This is a genomic window from Pseudomonas sp. NPDC078416 (genome assembly GCF_050268485.1).
In the GTDB taxonomy this organism is placed as follows: domain Bacteria; phylum Pseudomonadota; class Gammaproteobacteria; order Pseudomonadales; family Pseudomonadaceae; genus Aquipseudomonas.
This window is the reverse complement of the sequence record NZ_JBNNGV010000027.1, coordinates 1-23,703: the sequence shown is the minus strand read 5'-3', so window position 1 is coordinate 23,703 and position 23,703 is coordinate 1. Positions and strand designations below refer to the sequence as shown.

At 59.5% G+C, this 23,703-nt stretch carries 26 protein-coding genes and 2 pseudogenes; 15 read left to right on the top strand and 13 right to left on the bottom strand.

Features of this window, described 5'->3' with window-relative positions; all coding sequences use genetic code 11:
• Window position 1: 1 nt before the first annotated feature.
• From mlaD to ACQKEN_RS20150, 3 genes are read right to left on the bottom strand one after another with little or no spacing between them, the layout of a single operon-like run.
• Complete coding sequence (gene mlaD / locus ACQKEN_RS20160) at window positions 2–469, bottom strand: outer membrane lipid asymmetry maintenance protein MlaD (protein ID WP_427688192.1); 468 nt, start codon at window positions 467–469, stop codon at window positions 2–4.
• On the bottom strand, window positions 469–1,266 hold the full coding sequence (mlaE, locus tag ACQKEN_RS20155) for a lipid asymmetry maintenance ABC transporter permease subunit MlaE (RefSeq protein WP_192132717.1): 798 nt from the start codon (window positions 1,264–1,266) through the stop codon (window positions 469–471). Before mlaE ends, mlaD begins: the two co-directional genes overlap by 1 nt.
• On the bottom strand, window positions 1,266–2,075 hold the full coding sequence (locus tag ACQKEN_RS20150; protein WP_133772155.1) for an ATP-binding cassette domain-containing protein: 810 nt from the start codon (window positions 2,073–2,075) through the stop codon (window positions 1,266–1,268). Before ACQKEN_RS20150 ends, mlaE begins: the two co-directional genes overlap by 1 nt.
• Before the next feature lie 308 nt (window positions 2,076–2,383).
• On the opposite strand from ACQKEN_RS20150, the gene ACQKEN_RS20145 reads away from it, so the two are divergent.
• The 11 genes from ACQKEN_RS20145 to ACQKEN_RS20095 all read left to right on the top strand — a co-directional run bounded on the left by ACQKEN_RS20145 (window position 2,384) and on the right by ACQKEN_RS20095 (window position 10,998).
• Window positions 2,384–3,358, top strand: coding sequence for a KpsF/GutQ family sugar-phosphate isomerase (locus ACQKEN_RS20145; RefSeq protein ID WP_427688189.1), 975 nt, complete (start codon window positions 2,384–2,386; stop codon window positions 3,356–3,358).
• Window positions 3,359–3,892, top strand: coding sequence for a 3-deoxy-manno-octulosonate-8-phosphatase KdsC (gene kdsC, locus ACQKEN_RS20140; RefSeq protein ID WP_427688187.1), 534 nt, complete (start codon window positions 3,359–3,361; stop codon window positions 3,890–3,892).
• Between the two features lie 10 nt (window positions 3,893–3,902).
• Entirely contained in the window at window positions 3,903–4,475 is a 573-nt protein-coding gene (gene lptC / locus ACQKEN_RS20135) for an LPS export ABC transporter periplasmic protein LptC (protein WP_037014789.1), read from the top strand.
• A complete protein-coding gene (gene lptA / locus ACQKEN_RS20130) occupies window positions 4,462–5,004 on the top strand; it encodes a lipopolysaccharide transport periplasmic protein LptA (RefSeq protein ID WP_265388438.1) in 543 nt (180 codons plus the stop codon). Before lptC ends, lptA begins: the two co-directional genes overlap by 14 nt.
• On the top strand, window positions 5,004–5,729 hold the full coding sequence (gene lptB / locus ACQKEN_RS20125; RefSeq protein ID WP_074884367.1) for an LPS export ABC transporter ATP-binding protein: 726 nt from the start codon (window positions 5,004–5,006) through the stop codon (window positions 5,727–5,729). Before lptA ends, lptB begins: the two co-directional genes overlap by 1 nt.
• A 189-nt stretch (window positions 5,730–5,918) precedes the next feature.
• Entirely contained in the window at window positions 5,919–7,412 is a 1,494-nt protein-coding gene (locus ACQKEN_RS20120; protein ID WP_427688184.1) for an RNA polymerase factor sigma-54, read from the top strand.
• A gap of 76 nt (window positions 7,413–7,488) precedes the next feature.
• Window positions 7,489–7,797, top strand: a complete 309-nt coding sequence (gene hpf / locus ACQKEN_RS20115; RefSeq protein ID WP_037014798.1) for a ribosome hibernation-promoting factor, HPF/YfiA family — start codon at window positions 7,489–7,491, stop codon at window positions 7,795–7,797.
• A gap of 12 nt (window positions 7,798–7,809) precedes the next feature.
• Window positions 7,810–8,274 (top strand): PTS IIA-like nitrogen regulatory protein PtsN, encoded by a 465-nt coding sequence (gene ptsN, locus ACQKEN_RS20110; protein ID WP_427688181.1) that lies wholly within the window; start codon window positions 7,810–7,812, stop codon window positions 8,272–8,274.
• Between the two features lie 2 nt (window positions 8,275–8,276).
• Window positions 8,277–9,134 carry an RNase adapter RapZ gene (gene rapZ / locus ACQKEN_RS20105; RefSeq protein ID WP_427688179.1) on the top strand — a complete coding sequence of 286 codons (858 nt, stop codon included), beginning with the start codon at window positions 8,277–8,279 and terminating at the stop codon, window positions 9,132–9,134.
• A 16-nt stretch (window positions 9,135–9,150) separates the two neighbouring features.
• Window positions 9,151–9,423 carry an HPr family phosphocarrier protein gene (locus ACQKEN_RS20100; protein ID WP_133772141.1) on the top strand — a complete coding sequence of 91 codons (273 nt, stop codon included), beginning with the start codon at window positions 9,151–9,153 and terminating at the stop codon, window positions 9,421–9,423.
• 102 nt (window positions 9,424–9,525) lie between these two features.
• Window positions 9,526–10,998, top strand: a complete 1,473-nt coding sequence (locus tag ACQKEN_RS20095) for a sensor domain-containing diguanylate cyclase (protein ID WP_427688177.1) — start codon at window positions 9,526–9,528, stop codon at window positions 10,996–10,998.
• 42 nt (window positions 10,999–11,040) lie between these two features.
• Here the strand turns inward: ACQKEN_RS20095 and ACQKEN_RS20090 are convergent, their stop codons facing one another.
• On the bottom strand, window positions 11,041–11,514 hold the full coding sequence (locus ACQKEN_RS20090; protein WP_074884350.1) for a PA2169 family four-helix-bundle protein: 474 nt from the start codon (window positions 11,512–11,514) through the stop codon (window positions 11,041–11,043).
• Window positions 11,515–11,746: 232 nt separating this feature from the next.
• On the opposite strand from ACQKEN_RS20090, the gene ACQKEN_RS20085 reads away from it, so the two are divergent.
• Both ACQKEN_RS20085 and ACQKEN_RS20080 read left to right on the top strand, forming a co-directional pair.
• Complete coding sequence (locus tag ACQKEN_RS20085) at window positions 11,747–12,010, top strand: DUF3820 family protein (RefSeq protein ID WP_133772135.1); 264 nt, start codon at window positions 11,747–11,749, stop codon at window positions 12,008–12,010.
• Between the two features lie 29 nt (window positions 12,011–12,039).
• Window positions 12,040–13,245: an aminotransferase class V-fold PLP-dependent enzyme gene (locus ACQKEN_RS20080; protein WP_427688174.1), complete on the top strand. Its 1,206-nt coding sequence runs from the start codon at window positions 12,040–12,042 to the stop codon at window positions 13,243–13,245.
• A 346-nt stretch (window positions 13,246–13,591) separates the two neighbouring features.
• Here the strand turns inward: ACQKEN_RS20080 and ACQKEN_RS20075 are convergent, their stop codons facing one another.
• Genes ACQKEN_RS20075 through zwf form a run of 3 tightly spaced genes read right to left on the bottom strand, consistent with a single transcriptional unit; the run spans window position 13,592 to window position 16,459 of the window.
• On the bottom strand, window positions 13,592–14,266 hold the full coding sequence (locus tag ACQKEN_RS20075; protein WP_122535897.1) for a bifunctional 4-hydroxy-2-oxoglutarate aldolase/2-dehydro-3-deoxy-phosphogluconate aldolase: 675 nt from the start codon (window positions 14,264–14,266) through the stop codon (window positions 13,592–13,594).
• Between the two features lie 17 nt (window positions 14,267–14,283).
• Window positions 14,284–15,003: a 6-phosphogluconolactonase gene (gene pgl / locus ACQKEN_RS20070; RefSeq protein ID WP_427688172.1), complete on the bottom strand. Its 720-nt coding sequence runs from the start codon at window positions 15,001–15,003 to the stop codon at window positions 14,284–14,286.
• Entirely contained in the window at window positions 14,990–16,459 is a 1,470-nt protein-coding gene (gene zwf, locus ACQKEN_RS20065; RefSeq protein WP_122535895.1) for a glucose-6-phosphate dehydrogenase, read from the bottom strand. The genes pgl and zwf overlap by 14 nt, the downstream gene beginning before the upstream one ends.
• A gap of 231 nt (window positions 16,460–16,690) precedes the next feature.
• Between zwf and ACQKEN_RS20060 the strand changes: the two genes are divergently transcribed.
• Window positions 16,691–17,560: a MurR/RpiR family transcriptional regulator gene (locus ACQKEN_RS20060; protein ID WP_065992054.1), complete on the top strand. Its 870-nt coding sequence runs from the start codon at window positions 16,691–16,693 to the stop codon at window positions 17,558–17,560.
• Between the two features lie 51 nt (window positions 17,561–17,611).
• On the opposite strand, the gene ACQKEN_RS20055 is transcribed toward ACQKEN_RS20060, so the two are convergent.
• The 6 genes and pseudogenes from ACQKEN_RS20055 to ACQKEN_RS20030 form a co-directional block, all read right to left on the bottom strand.
• A complete protein-coding gene (locus ACQKEN_RS20055; RefSeq protein WP_427688169.1) occupies window positions 17,612–18,487 on the bottom strand; it encodes a D-hexose-6-phosphate mutarotase in 876 nt (291 codons plus the stop codon).
• 170 nt (window positions 18,488–18,657) lie between these two features.
• Window positions 18,658–20,013 carry a carbohydrate porin gene (locus ACQKEN_RS20050; protein WP_427688167.1) on the bottom strand — a complete coding sequence of 452 codons (1,356 nt, stop codon included), beginning with the start codon at window positions 20,011–20,013 and terminating at the stop codon, window positions 18,658–18,660.
• Between the two features lie 137 nt (window positions 20,014–20,150).
• Complete coding sequence (locus ACQKEN_RS20045; protein ID WP_282369628.1) at window positions 20,151–21,311, bottom strand: ABC transporter ATP-binding protein; 1,161 nt, start codon at window positions 21,309–21,311, stop codon at window positions 20,151–20,153.
• Window positions 21,312–21,313: 2 nt separating this feature from the next.
• Window positions 21,314–22,159 (bottom strand): carbohydrate ABC transporter permease, encoded by an 846-nt coding sequence (locus ACQKEN_RS20040; protein WP_074884325.1) that lies wholly within the window; start codon window positions 22,157–22,159, stop codon window positions 21,314–21,316.
• Window positions 22,152–23,060, bottom strand: a complete 909-nt coding sequence (locus ACQKEN_RS20035; RefSeq protein ID WP_037014845.1) for a carbohydrate ABC transporter permease — start codon at window positions 23,058–23,060, stop codon at window positions 22,152–22,154. Before ACQKEN_RS20035 ends, ACQKEN_RS20040 begins: the two co-directional genes overlap by 8 nt.
• Window positions 23,061–23,211: 151 nt before the next feature.
• Window positions 23,212–23,610, bottom strand: a pseudogene (locus ACQKEN_RS20030) (sugar ABC transporter substrate-binding protein); the annotation flags it as partial.
• Here ACQKEN_RS20030 and ACQKEN_RS20025 point away from each other — a divergent pair.
• Window positions 23,609–23,703, top strand: a pseudogene (locus ACQKEN_RS20025) (hypothetical protein); the annotation flags it as partial. The pseudogenes ACQKEN_RS20030 and ACQKEN_RS20025 overlap by 2 nt on opposite strands.

The window sequence follows — 23,703 nt, the reverse complement described above, 5'->3', positions numbered from 1 at the left end:
CTCATTTGGCATCTTTGCCCACTGAATTGAGCAGGAATTTACCGATCAGGTCTTCGAGTACCAACGAGGACTGGGTGTCATGGATGGTGCCGCCGTCTTTCAACAGCTGGTCATCGCCACCGACACTGATGCCGATGTATTTTTCACCCAGCAGGCCTGCGGTCAGGATGGAAGCGGTGGAATCCGAGGGCAGATTGTTGACCCGCTTGTTCACTTCCATCGTCACACGCCCCATGAAGGTATCGTGATCCAGATCGATTGCTGTGACCTTGCCAATGTTCACACCGGCCATGGTCACTTTCGCTCTGACAGTCAAACCGGCGATATTGTCGAAATTTGCGTAAAGTTTATAAGTGTCGGTGTTGGCGCTTGCGCTCAGACCGCTGACGCGCAGGGCGAGCAGGAGCAAAGCCAGGATCCCGGCCAGCAGAAACAGGCCTACACCGGTTTCGAGGGTGCGGTTTTGCATCAGAAGTCTCCAAACATCAAGGCGGTCATAATAAAGTCCAGGCCCAGTACGGCCAATGAGGCGTAAACCACGGTCTTGGTCGTGGCGCGACTGATCCCTTCGGACGTGGGCTCGCAGTCATAGCCCTGGAACACGGCAATCCAGGTGACGACAAAAGCGAACACGACGCTCTTGATGACACCGTTGAGTACATCATCGGTAAACGAAACACTGTTCTGCATGTTGGCCCAGAAAGAGCCTTCGTAAACGCCCAGCCAGTCGACCGCGACCCACGAACCACCCCAGATGCCGACCACACTGAAAATCAGCGCCAGCACCGGCAGCGAGATGAAGCCTGCCCAGAGACGTGGCGCGACGATGTATTTCAGAGGATCGACGCCAATCATCTCCAGGCTGGACAACTGCTCGGTGGATTTCATGTTGCCGATTTCGGCGGTCAGCGCAGAGCCTGCACGACCGGCGAACAATAGAGCGGTGACGACCGGGCCGAGTTCACGCAGCAACGTGAGGGCAACCATCTGCCCCACGGCCTGCTCGGAGCCATACTTGGCGAGAATGCTGAAGCCTTGCAGCGCCAGCACCATGCCGATGAACACGCCGGACACGACGATAATGGCCAGGGACATGACGCCCACCGAGTGCAGCTGACGGAGGAGCAACTGGAAGCCGCCGCCGATTCCGCCGCGCCCAAGCAACGCATGAACCAGAAAAATACCTGAACGACCCAACACTGCAACTATGTCGATCGCCGAACGCCCCATCAGGCGTACGCGATCCATTAAAGACTTTCTGCGCATCAGCGCTTCCCCAAAAGATCGTCGCGATAATCCGGCGCCGGATAATGGAAAGGCACCGGCCCGTCGGGATCGCCCGTCATGAACTGACGTATGCGAGGGTTATCCGACTCCATCAGTTCCTGCGGCGTACCCTGCCCCAGCACCTGACCGTCACCGACGACATAGAGATAGTCGGCGATGCTGGCCGTCTCGGCGAGGTCGTGGGACACCACGATACTGGTGATACCCAGCGCATCATTGAGCAGCCGGATCAGCCGAACCAGCACGCCCATGGCGATAGGGTCCTGGCCCACGAAGGGCTCGTCGTACATGAGGATCTGGGGATCCAGCGCGATGGCGCGCGCCAGTGCAACACGGCGCTTCATGCCACCCGACAGCTCGTCGGGCATCAGATCGACTGCACCACGAAGCCCGACCGCCTGCAATTTCAGCAGAACGATGTCGCGGATCATGTCTTCAGGCAGCTTGGTATGAACCCGCAGCGGGAACGCCACGTTTTCGAAAACGTCGAGGTCGGTAAACAGCGCGCCGCTCTGAAAGAGAACGCCCATTTGCTTGCGGGCATCGAACAGATCGCTGCGCGAAAGTTTCGGCAAATTCTGGCCATTGACCCAGACTTCGCCAGCGCTCGGACGCAGTTGTGCTCCCATCAGTCGCAGCAGGGTGGTTTTACCACTGCCCGAAGGTCCCATGATGCCGGTGACTTTGCCCCGGGGGATGCGGATGTCCACATTATTGAAGATGCTGCGCGTACCGCGCTTGAAGGACACGCCCTTCAGCTCGACCGCGTAGGCGTTATCGGCACTCATCTAAACTCCTTGCGATGCAACCTGTCTCTCAGATGCCGCGTTCTTGAAGAACGACACACTTTTGGAGGGGCCGAACAAGCGGCGGACTATACCACCGCTGTCGCACCTCGCCCAAGCTCCAACGTGGCTAGTCGCAAACAAAGAAGTGCATTAAGGACGGTGTGGAAATTTCGTACCCATCGCCAGCCGTTATCACGCAGTTGCTGAAGGACGCGTCCTTTCATTAAACAAACAACAACGATGAAGCGTGAGGCTTTTGAACATTGCCGCTATAATCCCCGGCTTTTGACCAAGCGACCCCTTCCGATATGTCCAATGCGCGCAACCTGATTGAATCGGCAAAAAGCACCATCCGCCTTGAAATAGAAGCCGTGGAAGGTTTGCTTGCGCATATCGATGCCGATTTCGTCAGTGCGTGCGACATGATTCTGGGCAGCCAGGGCCGCGTGGTCGTGGTCGGCATGGGCAAATCGGGGCATATCGGCAAGAAGATCGCCGCGACCCTCGCCAGCACCGGCACCCCTTCGTTTTTCGTGCACCCGGCCGAGGCCAGCCACGGCGACATGGGCATGATCACCAGCGCCGACATCATTCTGGCCCTCTCCAACTCGGGCACGACCGCCGAGATCGTCACGTTGCTGCCGCTGATCAAGCGCCTGGGCATCAAGATGATCAGCCTCACCGGCAACCCGGACTCAACGCTGGCCAAGGCCGCTGACGTCAACCTCAACGCGCGGGTCGAAAAAGAAGCCTGTCCGCTGAATCTGGCGCCCACCTCCTCCACCACGGCGGCGCTGGTCATGGGTGACGCCCTGGCCGTTGCACTGCTGGACGCCAGAGGCTTCACCGCCGAGGACTTCGCCTTTTCCCATCCGGGCGGAGCGCTGGGTCGTCGGCTGCTGTTGAAGGTCGAGCATGTCATGCACACTGGCGCCAACCTGCCGCAGGTTGCGCGGGGTACGCCACTTCGCGACTCGCTGATGGAAATGACCCGCAAGGGGCTGGGCATGACCGCCATCCTGGAGAGCGACGGCCGCCTTGCCGGTATCTTCACGGACGGTGACTTGCGTCGCACGCTGGATCGCCCGATCGATATACGCCAGGCGATCATCGATGAAGTGATGACCGTACACGGCAAGACCGTGCGCCCGGAAATGCTCGCGGCCGAAGCCTTGAAAATCATGGAAGACAACAAGATCGGCGCACTCATCGTGGTCGACGAGAACGATCGCCCGGTTGGCGCGTTCAACCTTCAAGACCTGCTCCGCGCAGGAGTCATGTAAATGAGCGCCGATATGAATGACCTGATGCAACGCGGCAAGAACATCAAGCTGGCGATTTTCGACGTCGATGGCGTACTGACCGACGGGCGCCTGTATTTCCTCGAAGACGGCAGCGAGTTCAAGACGTTCAACACCCTCGACGGCCAGGGCATCAAGATGCTCATCAATTCGGGTGTGACGACTGCCATCATCAGCGGACGCAAGACGCCCGTGGTTGAGCGGCGTGCGAAGAACCTCGGCATCGCACACCTTTATCAGGGCCGCGAAGACAAACTCGTGGTCCTTGACGAGCTTTTGCAGCAACTGAATCTAAGCTACGAGCAGGTCGCGTACCTGGGTGACGATTTGCCTGATCTGCCGGTCATTCGCCGGGTCGGCCTGGGCATGGCTGTTGCCAATGCTGCCAGCTTTGTCCGCGAGCATGCCCACGGCATTACCCAGGCACGCGGCGGCGAAGGCGCTGCCCGCGAATTCTGCGAGTTGATCCTGAACGCTCAGGGCAACCTCGAAGCGGCTCACGCCGCCTATCTATAGAAGTGCATTTATGCTGAGCAAAAAGTTTCGTACGTTTCTGCTGTTCGGTGTGCTGGCACTGCTGCTGGCAGCGGTCGGCTACTGGAACATCAGTCCGGAAAGCTTTCTGGACCAACCCAAGGCTGCCGTGGATGAAAGCGCTGTCGATTACTACGCGACCAACGCCCACAGCATTCAGTACCTGCCCGACGGGACCATGCAGTACGACATGACCGCCGACAAAGTCGAGCACTTGAAAGCCACCGACGTCACCCTGATGACCACGCCGGTGCTGCAGATGTATCGCGGCTCGACCTTCCCGTGGCACGTACAGAGCGTTCGCGCCGAAGTGTCGCCAGGGGGAGATCACGTCGAGCTGATCGACTCGGTGCGCATCAACCGCACCGACGAAAAGAACCGCACCACCATCATCACCAGCAGCCGCATGACTGTATTCCCGCAGAAGCAATATGCGGAAACTGCCCAACCCGTTAGAATCGACGGCCTTGGCGGTGTAACGACCGGCACGGGTATGAAAGCGTATCTGAAAGAAAGCAGGATGAACCTGCTATCCAACGTAAGAGGACAGTATGAGGCTCGTTAAAACCCTTCCTTTTTTGCTCGGCCTGGGCGCAGCACTGGGAAGCGCGAGCGCCTGGTCTCTGCCGACGGATCGCGATCAACCCATCCACATCCAGTCGGATGACGCGCAGCTGGACGACAAGCAAGGCATCGCCACTTACAAAGGCAATGTCATCATTACCCAGGGCACGATGAAGATCACCGGCAACACCGTGACCATCACCCGTACACCGCAAGGCGACGTGGACGTATTCACGTCCGTGGGCAACCTGGCCTATTACGAGCAGAAGCCATCGGTGGACAAGCCGATCGTTCAGGCATGGGGTGTCACCATCCAGTACTTCGCGGCCCAGAACCGCATTGTGCTGATCGACAAGGCCAAGGTTGTGAACGACGGCAATACGTCCGAAGGCGAGAAAATCGTCTATGACACCGTCAAGCAGGTCGTGAACGCAGGTCGTGCCAATGGCACCAAAATCACCGCTCCACGCCCTCGCATCGACATGGTCATCCAGCCGAAAAAGAAAACCGACCAGCAGAAGGCCCAGTAATGGCGACGCTGAAAGCCCAACACCTGGCCAAGGCCTACAAAAGCCGCCAGGTCGTCCGTGACGTCAGCCTGTCCATCGAGAGCGGCCAGATTGTCGGCCTGCTTGGCCCCAACGGCGCCGGCAAGACCACCTGTTTCTACATGATCGTCGGGCTGGTTCAGGCGGATCAGGGTCGCGTCCTGATCGACGACCAGGACGTCAGCCACCAGCCGATGCACGGGCGCGCACGCGCCGGTATTGGCTACCTGCCACAGGAAGCGTCGATCTTCCGCAAGCTCTCCGTCTCGGACAACATCATGGCGATCCTGGAGACCCGCAAAGAGCTCGATCGCGCTGCCCGCCGCAAGGAGCTGGAGAGCCTGCTGCAGGAATTCCACATCACCCACATTCGCGACAATCTGGGCATGAGCCTGTCGGGCGGCGAACGTCGCCGCGTGGAAATCGCACGCGCCCTCGCCACTTCGCCAAAATTCATTCTGCTCGATGAACCCTTCGCCGGTGTCGACCCTATTTCCGTAGGCGACATCAAGCAGATCATCCACCACCTCAAGGCCAAAGGGATCGGCGTGCTGATCACCGACCACAACGTGCGTGAGACGCTAGACATCTGCGAAACCGCCTACATCGTCAACGATGGGCAGCTGATTGCCGAAGGCGACGCCGAATCCATCCTGGCCAACCAGTTGGTCAAGGAAGTGTATCTGGGTCACGAGTTCCGCCTGTAACCGCAGTGATGACATGAGGTTGTGCGGTACCCCGCAACGTGCGCCATCGCCGACCTCGTTTTTTAATTGTCATCACACTCTAGGCAAACCCTCCAGCTTCAGGCATATAATTTGCTTAAGTTGGCGCCCTCGGCGCCCTGGTAGTAAATGGCGCGCAGTGCGCCGGCGAATAAGGTGTTAAGCCCTGCCATGAAACCTTCGCTAGTCTTGAGAATGGGCCAGCAGCTGACGATGACGCCTCAGCTGCAACAGGCAATCCGCTTGCTTCAGTTGTCGACACTGGATCTCCAACAGGAGATTCAGGAGGCGCTGGAGTCGAACCCGATGCTGGAACGGCAGGAGGAAGGCGACGATTTCGATAACGCCGACCCCCTGGCGGATAACGTAGAGCAAAAGCCCAACGCTGATGTTCAGGAACCCACCTACCAGGAATCGGCGCCAACCGTCGACAACCTCGATGAGGGCGACTGGAACGAGCGCATTCCCAACGAGCTGCCCGTCGACACCGCGTGGGAAGACGTCTACCAAACCAGCGCCAGCAGCCTGCCCAGCAACGACGATGACGAGTGGGATTTCACCACCCGCACCTCCGTTGGCGAGAGCCTGCAAAGCCACCTGCTCTGGCAACTCAACCTGGCGCCAATGTCGGACACCGACCGCCTGATCGCCGTGACCCTGATCGACTGCATCAACAACCAGGGCTACCTCGACGAAACACTCGAAGAAATGCTCGACGCGTTCGATCCCGAGCTCGATATCGAGCTGGACGAAATCGAAGCCGTTCTGCACCGCATTCAGCAGTTCGAGCCTGCCGGCATCGGTGCTCGCAACCTGAGCGAATGCCTGCTGCTGCAGCTTCGCCAGTTGCCGGCCAAAACCAGGTGGCTGGCGGAAGCGCAGAAGCTGGTCAGCGAATACATCGACCTGTTGGGCAGCCGCGACTACGCGCAACTGATGCGCCGCATGAAGCTCAAGGAAGACGACCTGCGTCAGGTCATCGAACTGGTGCAGAGCCTCAACCCGCGCCCCGGTTCGCAGATCGAGTCCAGCGAAGCCGAGTACGTCGTGCCCGACGTCATCGTGCGCAAGGACAACGAGCGCTGGCTGGTGGAGCTGAACCAGGAATCCGTGCCGCGCCTGCGGGTCAATCCCCAGTACGCAGGGTTCGTGCGTCGCGCCGATACCAGCGCCGACAACACGTTCATGCGCAATCAGCTGCAGGAAGCTCGCTGGTTCATCAAGAGCCTGCAGAGCCGTAACGAGACCCTGATGAAGGTGGCGACGCAAATCGTTGAACACCAGCGCGGCTTCCTCGAGTACGGCGACGAGGCCATGAAACCGCTGGTTCTGCATGACATCGCTGAAGCGGTCGGCATGCATGAATCGACGATTTCCCGGGTGACCACGCAAAAGTTCATGCACACGCCGCGCGGGATCTACGAACTCAAATATTTCTTTTCCAGCCACGTCAGCACCTCCGAAGGCGGCGAATGCTCGTCCACGGCGATTCGCGCGATCATCAAAAAACTGGTCGCTGCGGAAAATCAGAAAAAGCCGTTGAGTGACAGCAAGATCGCTGGTTTACTGGAAGCACAAGGCATTCAAGTGGCCCGTCGCACAGTCGCCAAGTACCGCGAATCCCTTGGGATTTCGCCGTCCAGCGAACGCAAGCGACTGATGTAAAGGTCACACGTCAAAGCGTTCCAGTGGCAGGCATTACGCCTGCCTCTTAATGCACTGGCAACGAAGGAGAAGCTGTATGCAAGTCAACATCAGTGGACACCAGCTGGAAGTGACCGAACCTCTGCGGACCTACATCGGCGAGAAACTCGCCCGACTGGAACGCCATTTCGACAAGATCACGAATGTGCAGGTCACGATGGAGGTCGAGAAGCTCAAGCAGAAGATCGAAGCCACCCTGCACGTTCCTGGCGCTGAAGTGGTTGCCAACGCCGAACACGACGACATGTATGCAGCCATTGACCTGCTTGCCGACAAGCTTGACCGCCAACTCAAAAAACATAAGGAAAAACAGCAAAGTCTGCTGCAAGGCGCGACTGCTCGCTGACACTCCCCACTCATGATCCGACTTGAAAATATCCTGACCCCTGGCCGTTCACTTGTGAACGTGCCAGGCGGCAGCAAAAAAGCCGTACTCCAAAACATCGCCAACGTGATCAGCAAGCAAGTGCCTGATCTTGATGAGCAGGTGGTGTTTGAAAGTCTTATTGCCCGTGAAAAGCTCGGCTCTACCGGATTCGGTAATGGCATCGCCATTCCCCACTGCCGCTTGAAGGGCTGTTCAACGCCTGTCAGCGCCGTGCTGCATCTCGAAAAACCCATTGATTTCGACGCCATCGACGGCGCACCGGTTGACCTGCTGTTTGTGCTGCTGGTCCCGGAAGCGGCCACCGATGCCCACCTCGAACTGCTGCGCCAGATCGCCAGCATGCTTGATCAGGCCGAGGTGCGTAAGCGGCTGCGCGGTGCCAAAACCGCTGAAGAGCTCTACAACGTCGTGATCGACGTCCAGAACGGTCACTGATCATGCGCATGATCATCGTCAGCGGCCGCTCCGGCTCCGGCAAGAGCACGGCCCTCGATGTCCTTGAAGACAGCGGATTCTATTGCGTCGATAACCTGCCCGCCGGGCTGCTCCCGGAACTGGCCGAGCGCGCACTGATCAATACCGAATTGGCTGAGCCCCTGCTGGCGGTCTCGATTGACGCGCGCAATCTGCCCAGTCACCTGACGCGATTCCCGCGGATGCTCGCCGAGGTTCGTGCCCGGCATATCCAGTGCGACGTGCTGTTCCTCGACGCCGATGAATCAACCCTGCTCAAGCGCTTTTCCGAAACTCGCCGTCGTCACCCGCTGAGCACGGCAACGCGCTCGTTGGCCGAAGCGATCCGTGACGAGAAGACGTTGCTCGGCCCGATCATCGACCTGGCGGATCTGACCGTCGACACCACGCACCTGAATCTCTACCAGCTGCGCGACATTCTTAAACTGCGCCTGCTGAACAAACCCGAACCGGGCACCGCCTTCCTCATCGAATCCTTCGGCTTCAAGCGCGGTATGCCCGTGGACGCCGACCTGGTGTTCGACGTGCGCTGCCTGCCCAACCCCTACTGGAAACCCGAGCTGCGCGAGCAGTCGGGCCTCGACAAGCCGGTTACCGATTACCTCGCGGCGCAACCGGACGTCGAAGAAATGTTTCAGGACATCTTTTCGTACCTTAATAAGTGGTTGCCCCGCTTCGCCGCCAGCAACCGCGCCTACGTCACTATTGCCATTGGCTGCACCGGCGGACACCACCGCTCTGTCTACCTGACCGAACGTCTGGGTCAGGTGCTGCAGCAATCGCTCAAGAATGTTCAGGTCCGCCACCGCGACCTAAGCTGAAAGGACCTCCATCGCGATGCCCGCTCTAGAAATCACCATCATCAACAAGCTGGGTCTGCACGCCCGGGCCGCCGCCAAGTTCGTGGGTGTCGCCGGCAAGTACCCGTGTCAGATCAGGGTTGGCCGGACGCCGGAAACCATGGTCGATGGCAAAAGCATCATGGCCGTCATGATGCTGGCTGCCGGCAAGGGCACCCTGATCCACCTGGCCACCGAAGGTGAGGACGCCGATGCCGCGCTGGCAGGACTGGTGGAACTGATCAACAACAAGTTTGACGAAGGCGAATAAGTCCCTAGCCTGCACGACGCCTCCATTCCCCGTCAGAGATGATCGATGCCACTGACAGCCATGCCTCCATTTTCGCGAGGGATCAGATCAGGTTCCGAGAAGATGCTGATGCTGGGCAGCGCCGTGGCCGTGGCAGCCATCCTCGCCATCGTGACCTGGTTGCTGTTTCGGGAGCTGGACACCGCCAACGAAGCCGCAGTGCGCTCGGCCAACAATGTGGTACAGCTGATCGACGCTGATGTGCAGCGTAATGCCGAGCTGTACGACACCTCTCTTCAGGGCCTGATCGCTGCATGGCGACGCCCCGATGTCATGACGATTTCGCCGGAGTTACGGCAGCTGGTGCTCTTCGACCGGGCCACGGCGGCGCCTTACAAGGGCGACCTGGTGCTGCTCGATGACACCGGGCGCATCGTCGCCGACTCCACCTCGTTGACGCCTCGGCAGGACAACTTTTCCGATCGGCCGGGTTTTCAGAAACACCGGGACAGCGGCTCGCTGGCACTGGTGGTCGACGGACCTTTTCTGTCGCGCTGGGGCTTCAAGGACCTGTGCATCAGCTTCAGTCGCCGCCTCCCCTCCGCCAATGGCCAGTTTGTCGGCATTGCCAGTGCATCAATGCGCCTGTCCTACTTCGACCAATTGTTTCGCACGCTGGACATCGGCCCTACCAGCACTGTGAACCTGCTAAGCGCGGATGGCGTCCTGCTCGCCCGGCAACCCGATGAAAACAATCGCACCTTTGTCGGCCAGAACTTCAGCATGCGCCCCAACTTCAAACGCATCCTGCAAGAGGTCAACGGCAGCTTTGCGGCGGTGTCCGAGCTCGATGGTGCGCAGCGGCTCTACACGTTCTCACGGGTTGGAGACTTGCCCTTGATTGTCGTGGTCGCTCAATCGCGGGATGACGTCTACGCCGTATGGAAACGCAATGCGCTGCTGGTGGCGGGCGCGACCGGTTTGCTGTGCGTCGGAATCCTTTTGCTGTCCTGGCTGTTGGGCCGCCAGCTGCGCCTGCGACAGAACGCCGAGCGCGAACTGGCCGGGCTGGCCTCTACAGACGGGCTGACCGGCCTGGCCAATCGGCGCAGGCTGGATCAGGTGCTCAAGCAGGAATGGGCGCGCGGCATGCGTTCGGGCAGGCCTCTTGCCCTACTGATGATCGACGTGGACCACTTCAAGGCTTTCAACGATCGGCACGGGCATCATGGCGGCGACGTCGCTCTGCGCAGCGTTGCCCAAACGCTGGCCGCCAGCATCCGCAGGCCGGGTGACCTCGCCGCCCGGTATGGCGGTGAAGAATTCATGGTGGTGCTTCCGGAAACCGACAAGGCAGGTGCCTGTGTCATTGCAGAAAAGCTGCGTCAGGCAATCGAAGCGCTTCCGCCCTTTGCCGAAGACACAGTGCCCATCACCGTGAGCATCGGCGTCGCCACGCATCTGCCGGTAACCCACGATCAGCCCGAACTGCTGTTTCATGCTGCAGATCGTGCCCTGTACCGTGCCAAGAAAAATGGCAGGAATCGCGTGGAAGTCGAACCGTACGTTACGCCCTCAGCCGAACAGCAGGCATAAAAAAACGCCAGACTGGCTGGCGCTTTTTCGAACTACCGCGAATTACTTGTTGGCAGCACGAACGGTGTTGCGCAAGGCTTTGACCTTGTCATGGTTCGCTTGTACGCCCTGCAGCTGACGCTGGATCAAGCTGGTAACGTTGACCGGCAGGTTTTTCTCGGTCGCTTTCTGCGACGCTTCTTTGTAAGCCTTGAGCGCGTGGTCTTCACCGCTTTCGACTTCGTTGAGGACTGCTTCGTCGTTCTTGCCGCTCAGTGCGCTTTTCAGGTTGACCCACAGACGGTGTGCGCCGCCAGCAATGCTGGAAGAATCTTCTGGATCGCCGCCCAGTGCACGCACTTCAGCTTGCAGCTCGGCTACAGAAGTCTTGCAGCCAGAAGAGCGGGAAAGCAGGTAGGCCTTGATTTCCGGGTTCTTGGCGTCTTCAGCAGCAGTGTGAAAACCTTTCTCACCGTCAATGCTGGTCTCGATCAAGTCATTCAGAATAGAGATGGCTTCTTTGTTGATATCCGACATTTTGCGGTTCCTTTCTGGCAGGTTTATCAAAGGTCTGGTTAACGAAACACTCGATAGGGTAGATATTGCACTGTGCATGCCAGTTTTTTCCGATAATAAATATCCATATTTTTCAATGACTTAATAATATCAAGCGACAGTCGCGCCGCGCTTTCTGCATGATCTGTGTGTTTGCGCAATTGCAGAATGCACGTATCTTTCCAGTTCACTCGAACGGATAAGCGGTTATTGGATGAACCCGGAGAAACTCAAGCTGTTAGTGACGCGCGAAATGCCGTTCGGCAAGTATCAGGGGAGATTGCTGGCAGATCTGCCGGGCGACTACCTGAACTGGTTTGCCCGACAGGGTTTTCCCGCAGGCGAGCTGGGCAGCCTATTGGCACTGATGCACGAGATCGATCACAACGGCCTCTCGGCACTGCTGGACCCTCTGCGCACGCGACCGCGCGAACCGCTGCGGCCGGGCCCTTCGAAAACGCCCATACGCTTCAACTAAAACGTCCACTGATAAAAGCGAGCCGCTTTATGAACAGCACTGCATACGCAATAACGGAATGGGCGGATGAACAGGCTCGGGACGAAGCGTTCTGGCAGCAGGTCGCGGCGCAATACGATGTCGAGCCCGGACCGGTGAATTTCGAATACGGCTATTTCGGCCGCATGACCCGCGCGGCACTCAAGGATTACGAGCAGAACCTCGCTTACGTCAATCGCAGCAACTCGGTCTACGTGCGGCAGAAGTTTGATACCGAGGACAGCGAGACCATTCGCGCAGACCTTGCCGATCTGCTCAACGTGCCGTCGCGCGAAGTCGCCCTCACCCGCTCCGCTTCGGAATCGGTGCAAGCGCTGATCCGCAACTACAACGGCCTCATGCCTGGCGACCAGGTGCTGGTCAGCGACCTGGATTACAACAGCGTGCAGACCGGCATGCGCTGGCTGGCGAAGAACCGTGGTGTGGAGGTGATCGAAGTCACTCATCAGCACCCCGCGAGCCACGATGGGTTGCTGCAGACCTACCGCGAAGCGTTTGCCGCTCACCCACGACTCAAGCTGGTGGCGCTGACTTACGTCACCCATCGGACCGGGCTGGTGATGCCGGTGAAGGCCATCGCCGAGCTGGCCAAGGCCCATGGCATTGAGGTCATTCTGGATGGTGCCCATGCCTTGGGTCTGCTGGATTTCGAGCTTGCCGACCTTGGCGTGTCGTTCGCCGGCTTCAACCTGCAGAAATGGATCGGCGCGCCGCTAAGCCTGGGCTTCATCTATGTGAAGCAGGAACGCCTGAGTGCCATCGACCCCGACATGGCAGACGAACGCTACGGTGCGGACGACATCCTCGGCCGCGTGCCGTACGGGACGCCGAATATCCCGGCGCTGATGACACTGCCCAAAGTGTTCGCCGACCATCGGGCCATGGGCGGTGCTCCGGCCAAAGGCGCACGCCTGGCTTACCTGCGAGACCTATGGGTCACTCAGGCGCGCACCATTGAAGGCATCGATGTGCTGACGCCGGACGACCCACGCCTGTATTGCGGGATCACGTCATTCCGGTTCAGCCGTCACGTGGATCAGGAACTCATGGTCAAGCGCCTGCTCGATGAACACGGCATTTTTGCGGTGACGCGGGAAGGTTCGGCCTGCGGGACGTGCATTCGCATCACGCCGGGATTCACCACGTCGGCAAAGGACGTTGACCAGTTGGTGGCAGCGCTCCGCGCGTTGGCGTGAGGCCTGCACCCACATTCAGCGCCGGGATCAAGGCCCCCGAAAGGACCGCAGAAAAAAAGACGGCGCCTTCATGACGAAGGCGCCGTAAATCCATCGAGAAACGAACTACAAAGGAGCGGTAAAGATAAGCGCTCCGGGTGCTGCCTGTGCGGTACATATGTATTGCGTGTAAACAGCGCAAAAAAAAACGGCGTTCCCGACCAAGGAACACCGTTAAAAAGCCATGCAACAACGACTTCTGCAGCAACGCCCCGAAGGGCGCCATAAACGGATCATGCTCAGCAGTTAACCAGCCTCCACTTGAACGGAAGCTGTCGAAGCCTGCGCCTGACCGGCAAATCCAGACTCAGTCGAACAACGCGATGGCTTCGGCAGTGGCGTCGGTAATCCGCTGCCAGTCGCCGTTCTTCACCCACGCGTTATCGATCATCCAGGTACCGCCGACGCACATCACGTTGGGCAGCGCCATGTAACTTTTCAGGTTGGCCGCACTGACGCCGCCGGTTGGGCAGAAGCGCACTTCCGGGAATGGACCGCCCAGTGCTTTGATTGCACCAACGCCGCCACTGATTTCCGCCGGGAACAGTTTGAAGCGACGATAACCCAGCGCGTAACCGATCATGATTTCCGAAGCGCTGCTGATGCCTGGCAGCAGCGGCAATTCGCTCAGCGCGGCGGCTTCCAGCAGATCCTGGGTGCTGCCGGGGGTGACGATGAACTGTGAACCCGCTTCCTCGGCCGCCTTGAGCATGTGGCGGTCGAGAATGGTGCCGGCGCCAACGCTCAGCTCTGGGCGCGCATCACGCAGCATGCGAATGGCTTTGAGGCCGAACTCGGAGCGCAGGGTGATTTCCAGCGCATTCAGGCCACCAGCGGCCAGGGCATCGGCCAGCGGCAGAACATCCTGTTCACGGGCAATGGTAATGACCGGCAGAATCTTCGCTTTCGCGCAGAGTGCGTCGATCTGGGCAATCTTGCTCGCCATGCTATTCAACGGCTGTTTCACTTGGGTATTTTCCATGGCGGCTGATCCTTTGCTTATGGGCACCAGTAGATCTCTAGAGACGGGTTGAGGAACGCGCGCACGGGCATTTCGGCGAGGTCATCGCCTGCCAGTGCCGCGCGCAAGGTGTCGAGTTTGGCCTGGCCGGAAACGGACAGGATGGTGGTCGCTGCCGACGCCAGCACCGGACGCGTCAGGGTCAGACGCTGATGCGGGACGGTCGGTGCGAGCATGGGCAGGCAACGACGCTCACTGTTGAGGTCCAGCGCTTCCTTCAGATGCGGGCTGTTGGGGAACAGCGACGCAGTGTGGCCGTCGTCGCCCATGCCCAGAATCAGCACGTCGATCTTCGGCAGCTCCCTGAGCGCCTCGTCAGTTGCAGCCGCGGCTTCATCCACTGTCGTGGTCGCACGGTACAGGCTAAAGAGCTCCGCCTCGGCCGCCGGCCCTTGAAACAGGAAACGCTTGAGCAGGCCTTCGTTGCTGTCAGCGTGCTCGGTCGGCACCCAGCGCTCGTCGGCCAGGCTGACGCAGACTTTCGACCACTCAAGTGGCTTCTGCGCCAGCGCCTTGAAAAACGCCACCGGGCTTTTGCCGCCGGACACCACCAATGTCGCGGTGCCGTGCGGGTTGCTGGAAATCGCAGCCGTCAGTCGCTCGGCCACGTGATCGGCCAGCGCGTTCGCCAGCACTTCAGCATTGTCGAATTCGTGGGCCTTCAGACCCGCCGGAAATTCAAGTTCACATATCGCCATACCAGGATCTCCCGTCACGCGTAATCAAAGCAATGGAGCTCATTGGCCCCCAGGAACCGGCCGGGTAAGGCTTGGGCGCGTCGCCCGCCTTTTTCCAGCCAGCGATCAACTGGTCGCACCATTGCCAGGCGTATTCGATTTCGTCTTTGCGGACAAACAGGTTCTGATTGCCACGCATGACCTCCAGCAGCAACCGCTCGTAGGCGTCCGGCACACGGGCGCTGCGGTAGGCGTCGGAAAAGCTCAGCTGCAAAGGGTTGCTGCGCAGCTGCATGCCTTTGTCCAGCCCCTGATCCTTGGTCATCACTTGCAGCGAGATGCCTTCATCGGGCTGCAGGCGGATGATCAGGCGGTTGCTGATCTGCAAGCGCTGCTCAGGGGCAAAGATGTAGTGCGGCGGCTCTTTGAAGTGGATCACGATCTGCGACAGCTTCTGCGGCATGCGCTTGCCGGTACGCAGATAGAACGGCACGCCCGACCAGCGCCAGTTACGGATGTCGGCACGAATGGCGACGAAGGTTTCGGTGTCGCTCTGGGTGTTGGAGTTTTCTTCCTCCAGATAACCCGGGACCGGCTTGCCCTCGCTGTAGCCGGCGATGTACTGACCGCGCACCACTTGGGTGGCAAGGCGCTCCGGCGTGAACGGCGCCAGTGCCTTAAGTACTTTCACCTTCTCGTCACGAATACTGTCGGCGGACAGGTCGCTGGGCGGGTCCATCGCGATCAGGCACAACAGCTGCAGCAGGTGGTTCTGAATCATGTCGCGCAGTTGACCGGCCTGGTCGAAATAGCCCCAGCGCCCTTCGATGCCAACCTTCTCCGCCACGGTGATTTCCACGTGGGAGATGTGGTTCTGGTTCCACTGCGTCTCGAACAGGCTATTGGCAAACCGCAGGGCAATGAGGTTCTGCACCGTGTCCTTGCCCAGATAGTGGTCGATCCGGTAGATGCGGGTTTCAGGCAGGAACTTGGCAACGGCGTCATTGACGCGACGGGACGACGCGAGGTCGTGGCCGATGGGTTTTTCCAGCACGGCGCGAGTGCGGTCGGTCAGCCCGACCAGCGCGAGGTTCTCGCAGATGGCGCCGTAGACCGACGCCGGAGTCGCGAAGTAGGCGATCATGGTCGGCGCGTCGCCAACCGCTTCGGCGAGCGCGACGTAATCCTCGCCCTTGAGGAAGTCCACGTGCAGGTAACTCAGGCGGGCCTGAAAACGCTCCACGTGCTCGGTCTCAAGCTGCGCCTCGGGGACGAAACGACGCAGGCTTTTGTCGATGTAGGCCAGGTGCTCTTCAGGGGTCCCTGGCTCACGGGCCAACGCAATAATTCGGGTCTCGGCATGCAGCAGTCCAGCTCGATCAAGCTGGTACAACGCAGGAAACAGTTTGCGTACCGCCAGGTCACCCAAGGCGCCAAACAACGCAAAAGTGCACGGTTCAACCGTAATCGAGAGCATAATGTTGGTTCTTTTATCAAGTTAAGCTACAAATACCTTTTTTAAAGGCGTTACTCAAGGCCGAATGTAGTAATAACCACAACATTTCCACCAGAACCACATTAGAGTGGTGATCACCACAGGCCCTCAGTACGATAGGCCACCTTTGCGACAGGCTAAAGGCCCAAATTCCCACTCTGCAAATAAAGGCCTGTTGCCCGGCCTGTCGCCGTTTCATCAGAAGGACAAACAATGGACCGTGTACGCAATCTTCTGGAGCAGATCCAGAGTCGTCTGGAAGAGCTGAACAAGGCCGAGCGCAAGGTCGCCGAGGCGATTCTGAGCAATCCGCAGCAGGCCACGCGGTTCAGCATCGCTGCGCTGGCCCAGGCCGCGAAAGTCAGTGAGCCGACGGTCAATCGTTTCTGCCGCTCATTCGATGTCAGTGGTTATCCAGAGCTGAAACTGCAGCTGGCCCAGAGCCTGGCCAGCGGCGCCGCCTACGTCAGCCGCGCGGTGGAAGCCGATGACAACCCGGAAGCCTACACCCGCAAGATTTTTGGCAGTGCCATCGCGTCCCTCGACAGCGTCTGCCAGGTGCTCGATCCCAACCTGATCAGCAAAGCGGTCGACTTGTTGATTCAGGCGCGGCAGATCCACTTCTTCGGCCTCGGGGCTTCGGCGCCGGTGGCACTGGACGCGCAGCACAAATTCTTCCGTTTCAATCTCGCGGTCACGGCCCATGCCGACGTGCTGGTGCAGCGCATGCTGGCCTCGGTGGCCCACACCGGCGAGCTGTTCGTGATCATTTCCTACACCGGGCGCACTCGCGAGCTGGTGGAAGTGGCGCGCATCGCCCGGGAGAACGGCGCGTCGGTGCTGGGCCTGACGGCGGCCGACTCGCCGTTGGCAAAGGCCAGCACGTTGAGCCTGAACATCCCGCTGCCGGAAGACACCGACATTTATATGCCCATGACGTCGCGGATCGTCCAGCTGACGGTGCTGGATGTGCTGGCGACCGGCATGACCCTGCGTCGGGGTGTCGACTTTCAGCCTCATCTGCGCAAGATCAAGGAAAGCCTGAACGCGAGTCGGTACCCGGCCGACGATGAGTTGAATTAAGAGAGCGCCTCATTTGCGGGAGTCGATCCACCGCATTTGTCGCCACGTCGCTCAGTGCACCAACGTCGCCTGCAGGCTCAAACTGGCGTGCTGACCGGGCGCCAGGCTCAGGCAGTCATCAACACCTGACGCCGCCTCGACCCGCAAAAAACCCATGGCTTCATCGCCACCTACACCGAGCAAGGGTCGGCTGCCCGGGTGCCAGACCACAGTGCTGTCGCTGTCGCCCGTGTCGATGCTCAACCGGCGCTGCCAGGCGTCATCCTGCAACTCAAGCATGCCGGCGTGCTCGAACACCCGCTGACAACTGCCCTGTACGCGCAACTCACCCCTCTGCTCGCAGGCGCTGCGGCTGAGTTCGTCATAACCGTGGGCACCGTCGAGCCCCTGCAACGCAACGTCCGCCACATCGCTGATGCGCCAGTAGGCGTGCAAGCCATGGCCGAAGTGGCAGGGCTCGCTGTCGTCGTGACGCGTCTCCAGGCGCAGCTCCATCGCCTGCCCCAGCTCAGCGTAGAGATCGGCCTGCCAGTCCCACAATTTGAGTTGCCAGCGCAAGGTCACGCCCGCCTCGTGCTCGTGGCTTTCGACCAATTTCCAGTCGAGCAGTCGGCCCCAGCCGTTGGCCGGCCAGCCGCTCTCCCCCGGATGACGACCGACCCAGGGCCAACTGACCGGCACGCCGCCGCGGATCGCCCCGACCAGAGGCCAGTGCGCGGCACACCACAGCCAGGGCTTCTGCCCGGCAGGTTCGAAATGCAGCAGCTGAGCGCCCTGCCGACTGAACACGGCCTGGCATTGCGCATGATTGATCACCAGCACATCACGCTGTTGGTAGCGTTCCCACTGAAAGGTCGGTTGCGGTCGCACCGAGGTGAAGAAACGCTGAAGGGGATGCTCGGCTGAGCCGGGGTCCCTGAAGGGCATCGTTGTCGCACTCCAGATAGCGGTCACACGTCACGCGAGAAAAAATGCTCCAAACGCGGAGCCATTGCGGCGGAATAAACAGCGCGAAAAAAAACGGGCAGCCAGGCTGCCCGTAAAGCACACACGACCCTTGATCGTTTGTGAAGCGCGGAGGAGCGTCCGCTTTTAACTTAGAACTTCGACTGAATCTTGATACCGGCAACCAGTGCGTTCTGAACGTCGTCCACACCGCCCGGGCTCTTCACGTACTGCAGGTTGGGACGCACGGTCAGCCAGTCGGTTACGTGCACGCCGTAGTAGATTTCCGAGTTGTATTCGGTCTTCTGGATCGGCAGGTAGCCTGGGTTGTCGTAGTCCTCGATACCGTTGACGGCGTTGACCAGACGACGGTTGTCCTGGGCATCATCGTTCACGTGGATACGCGCGATGCCGACACCGATGTCATCCTTCGGACGTGCATCGAACGGGCCTTTGTAAACGAAGCCGACCTGCTGGTAGTTGTCGACGAAGTTGGTGGCTTTGTCATGCACCGTCGCGTTGGCGAAAATGCTCAGACCACGGGATGCGTCGCCGTTGTGAGCAGTCAGCTGTTGCTGAGCCACAACCCACCAGCCGTGCTTGTCTTTGTGGGACTTGAAGTCACCGCCGGCGATTGCCTGAGGCTGACCGTTTTCGTTCTCGTAAAGATCGTCGGCGCTCGGGTTGCTCACGTAGTAGCCCAGACGGTATTCGCCCGGCAACGAGTTGACGTTTGGCGACCACACCACTTCAACCGGTACGACGGTGCCTTTCGAGCCGCTGCCGCTGAGTTTGAAGCTGTTGCCGGTTTCGAGGTACGAAGGGTTCTGCTCGTAGACACCGATCTGGGCGAACAACTCAGGCGTGATGTTGTACTTCACGCGTGCAGCCCACTGGCTGACAGGCCAGTTGTACCAGGTGTTTACGTAGTTACCGACCTGCGAGCCGCAGAACGAAAGGTTCTGGAAGTCGCAAGGGAAGCTGTTGAAGTCTTCGCCTTCACCGAAACGACCAACCTTGATGTCCAGCTTGCCGTCGAAGTACTTCTGCTTGACCCACATCTGGGTCAGACGCCAGGTCTGGCCACGGCCCCAGACTTCCTGGGAGGAGCTGAGCGTGCCGGCACGCGGATCGCCGATACGGTCGTTGGAAATGTTTCTGCCGCTACGCTCGGTGATCGCGAGCTTGAATTCCGCGTCGTGCCAGCCGAGGATTTTTTGCAGGTCCATCTGTACGCCGAACGCGAACTGGTCGCTGTAGCGGGCAGTCGTGTCGTCGTTATAGCCACCGTTGAGGTTGCTGGCGGCTTCGCCCACGTACTCGATCGGGAAGTCGTAACCCTTGTCGTACAGCTCTTGACGCAGACCACCCCAGTCACCGGTCATGTGCTCGCTGGCTTTGAAAGGCTCCATTGCAGACGCCGTTCCGGAAATCGTCAACGCGCTCAGGACAGACAACCCACCGATCAGCTGAAACTGGTTAAGCGACTTGTTACGTACCTTTTTCATCCCTTGGATCCTCGTTTTATTGTTATTAGCTTTTGAACAGCGTTGTAACCACGTACATCGTGTGCATGACGGGTTTGGTACGGCAGACATCCACCCGTCACAGGTGCTCGTTTGTGCAGTGCTCCTGCACGTCGGGATCAGTTGCGGTTGAGCCGCGTGACATTCCCCATGTTCTCCACCGACTGACTCGGTGCCAGCACGCCGAGTCGCTCGCCGGTTTTCGCGTCGAACAGCAGAACCTTCGCCGGATCAAACTGCAGCGTCAAGGTCTCGCCCACAGCAGGGGCAATATCCGGCGCCAGACGGCAGCAGACCTTGCTCTCGTTGAGGGTAACGAATACCAGCGTATCCGGACCAGTCGGCTCGGTCACCTGGACTTCCGCGCGAATGGTCGGCAGACCGGCAGCATCACCGGACGCTAGCACGATCTGCTCGGGACGCAGGCCCAAAATCACCTCACGGTCCTCAAGACCCGCGTCATTCATGCTCATCGGCAGCTCGCAGCGGGCCTGACCGCTGTCCAGCAGTGCGACGAGACGACCGTCCTTGCGTTGCAGGCGCAGCGGGATGAAGTTCATCGGCGGGGAGCCGATGAAGCTCGCCACGAACAGGTTGGCCGGATCGTTGTAGATCTGCTTCGGCGTGCCGAACTGCTGAATGATGCCGTCCTTCATGACCGCCACTTTGTCGCCCAGGGTCATGGCTTCGATCTGGTCGTGGGTCACGTAGACCGTGGTGGTCTTCAGGCGCTGGTGCATCAGCTTCATTTCGGTACGCATCTCGACGCGCAGTTTGGCGTCGAGGTTGGAAAGCGGTTCGTCGAACAGGTAGATCTTCGGACGACGGGCCAGCGCCCGGCCCATGGCCACACGCTGTTGCTGACCACCGGAGAGTTGCCCCGGCTTGCGGTTGAGCAGGTGCTCGATCTGCAGCAGCTTGGCGACCCGCGCCACTTCGGCGTCGATGTCGGCCTGGGCCATCTTGCGAATCTTCAGCCCGAACTCGATGTTCTCGCGCACGCTCATGGTCGGGTACAGCGCGTAGGACTGGAACACCATCGCGATGTCGCGATCCTTCGGGCTCATGCCGCTGACGTCCTGATCACCGATCATGATCGCGCCGCCGGTGATGTTTTCCAGCCCGGCGATGCAGTTCATCAGGGTCGACTTACCGCAGCCCGAAGGGCCGACCAGAATCAGGAACTCACCTTCTTTGATGGAGAGTTCGATGTTCTTCAGGGTGTCCGGCAGACCGGCCCCGTAAGTCTTGTTTACATTGCGTAGTTCAAGCGTTGCCATGATTACCCCTTGACTGCGCCGGCCGTCAGCCCGCGCACGAAATACTTGCCTGCGACCACGTAGACCAGCAGGGTCGGCAGCCCGGCGATCATCGCCGCCGCCATATCAACGTTGTATTCCTTGGCGCCGGTGCTGGTATTGACCAGGTTGTTCAGCGCGACCGTGATCGGCTGCGAATCACCACTGGAGAACACGACGCCGAACAGGAAGTCGTTCCAGATCTGAGTGAACTGCCAGATCAGGCAGACCATGATGATTGGCGTCGACATCGGCAGAATGATCCGGCGGAAGATGGTGAAAAACCCCGCACCGTCCAGTCGTGCCGCTTTCACCAGTGCCTCGGGAATACTCACGTAGTAGTTGCGGAAGAACAGTGTGGTGAACGCCAGACCGTATACGACGTGGACGAAAACAAGACCTGTGGTGGTGCTGGCCAGGCCCATCTTGCCGAGGGTAAAGGACGCAGGCAGCAGGACGGTCTGGAACGGCAGGAAGCAGCCGAACAGCAGCAGGCCAAAGAACAACTGCGAACCGCGGAAGCGCCACATCGACAGCACGTAGCCGTTCAGCGCACCAATGGTGGTGGAAATCAGTACCGCCGGGACGGTGATCAGGAACGAGTTCCAGAAGTAGCCCTTTACCGTCGCCCAGGCTTTGATCCAGCCGATGGCGGTGACTTCGGTCGGCCAGCTGAGCAGGTTACCGCTGCCGATGTCTTCCGGCGACTTGAAGCTGGTCAACAGCATGACCACCAGCGGTACCAGATAGATGAACACCGCGACGATCAGCACCGCATAGATGGCGACGCGGCTCAGGCTCAGGGCGGGCTTGTTGGCGAGACTAGTCATTGCGCTTGGCCCTCAGCTCGGAATACAGATAAGGCACGAGGATGGCGAGAATCGCGCCGAGCATCAGAATCGCGCTGGCGGAACCCATACCCATCTGGCCACGGCTGAAGGTGAACGAGTACATGAACATCGCCGGCAAGTCGGACGAGTAGCCCGGGCCACCCGCCGTCATGGCAGCGACCAGGTCGAAGCTCTTGATAGCGATGTGCGCCAGAATCATGACCGCACTGAAGAACACCGGACGCAGGCTTGGCAGCACGACCTTCCAGTAGATTTTCGGCATGCTCGCGCCATCAATCTGCGCGGCGCGGATGATCGACTGATCGACGCCGCGAAGGCCCGCCAGGAACATCGCCATGATGAAACCCGATGCCTGCCATACCGCAGCGATAACCAGGCAGTAGACCACGCGGTCCGGATCGATCAGCCAGTCCAGGCGAAAGCCTTCCCAGCCCCAGTCCCTCAGCAGTTTGTCCAGGCCCATGCCCGGGTTCAGCAGCCATTTCCAGGCCGTACCGGTGACGATCATCGAGAGCGCCATCGGGTACAGATAGATGGTGCGAATAAAGCCTTCGCGACGAATGCGCTGGTCCAGAAAGACCGCCAGCAGGACGCCAACCACCATGCTGATGCCGATGAACATGCCACCGAACACCGCGAGGTTTTTGCTGGCTACCCACCAGCGGTCGTTGTCGAACAACCGTGCGTATTGCGCCAGACCCACGAATTTGTAGGTCGGCAGGAAAGTGGAGTTGGTGAACGACAGAACGAACGTCCACAGGATATAGCCGTAAAAGCCCACCAATACGATGAACATGCTGGGCGCCAGCACCAGTTTGGGTAGCCAGCGCTGCAGTGCATCGAACGGCGAGGCTTTGCTGAACACAGCAACAGAACTCATGGTGAAATCCAGTACAGAAAAATGAAGAGTGCAAACGCGCCGCCTTCTGTAGGAGTGAGCTTGCTCGCGATGCGTCAAATCAGACAATGGTCGTTCAATGACACACCGCAATCGCGGGCAAGCGCGCTCCTACAGACTTTGCTGCTACGCGTTATTTAGCGGACTTGATCGCAGCGCCCAGCTTTTTCGCGGCGTCGGCCGGATCAGCTTTCGGGTCGTTGATGTAGTTGGTCACGACATCAAAGAAAGCGCCCTGCACGGCCAGTGTGGTAGCCATGTTGTGAGCCATGCTTGGCTGCAGGCCGCCGGTTTTGGCGTCAGCCAGGAAGTCCTTCGCAGCAGTCTGGGCGCACGAGTCGAAACCGTACTTGCCCATATCAGCCAGCATGTCGTTGCGAACCGGGATCGAGCCTTTGTTGATGCTGAAGACTTTCTGGAAGTTTTCACCCAGCACGATTTTGGCGATGTCCTGCTGACCGGCAGCAGTGCCGGCGTCTTTCTGCTTGAAGACAGCCAGGGAGTCGATGTTGTAGGTGAACGCCTTGTCGGTGGCGGAAGAGTGGAAAACCCGCGTGCCGGAAGTCGTCCACGAAGACGGTACCTCCCGCGCCCAGGTGCTCAAGCGCGAGTACAACCCGCGCTA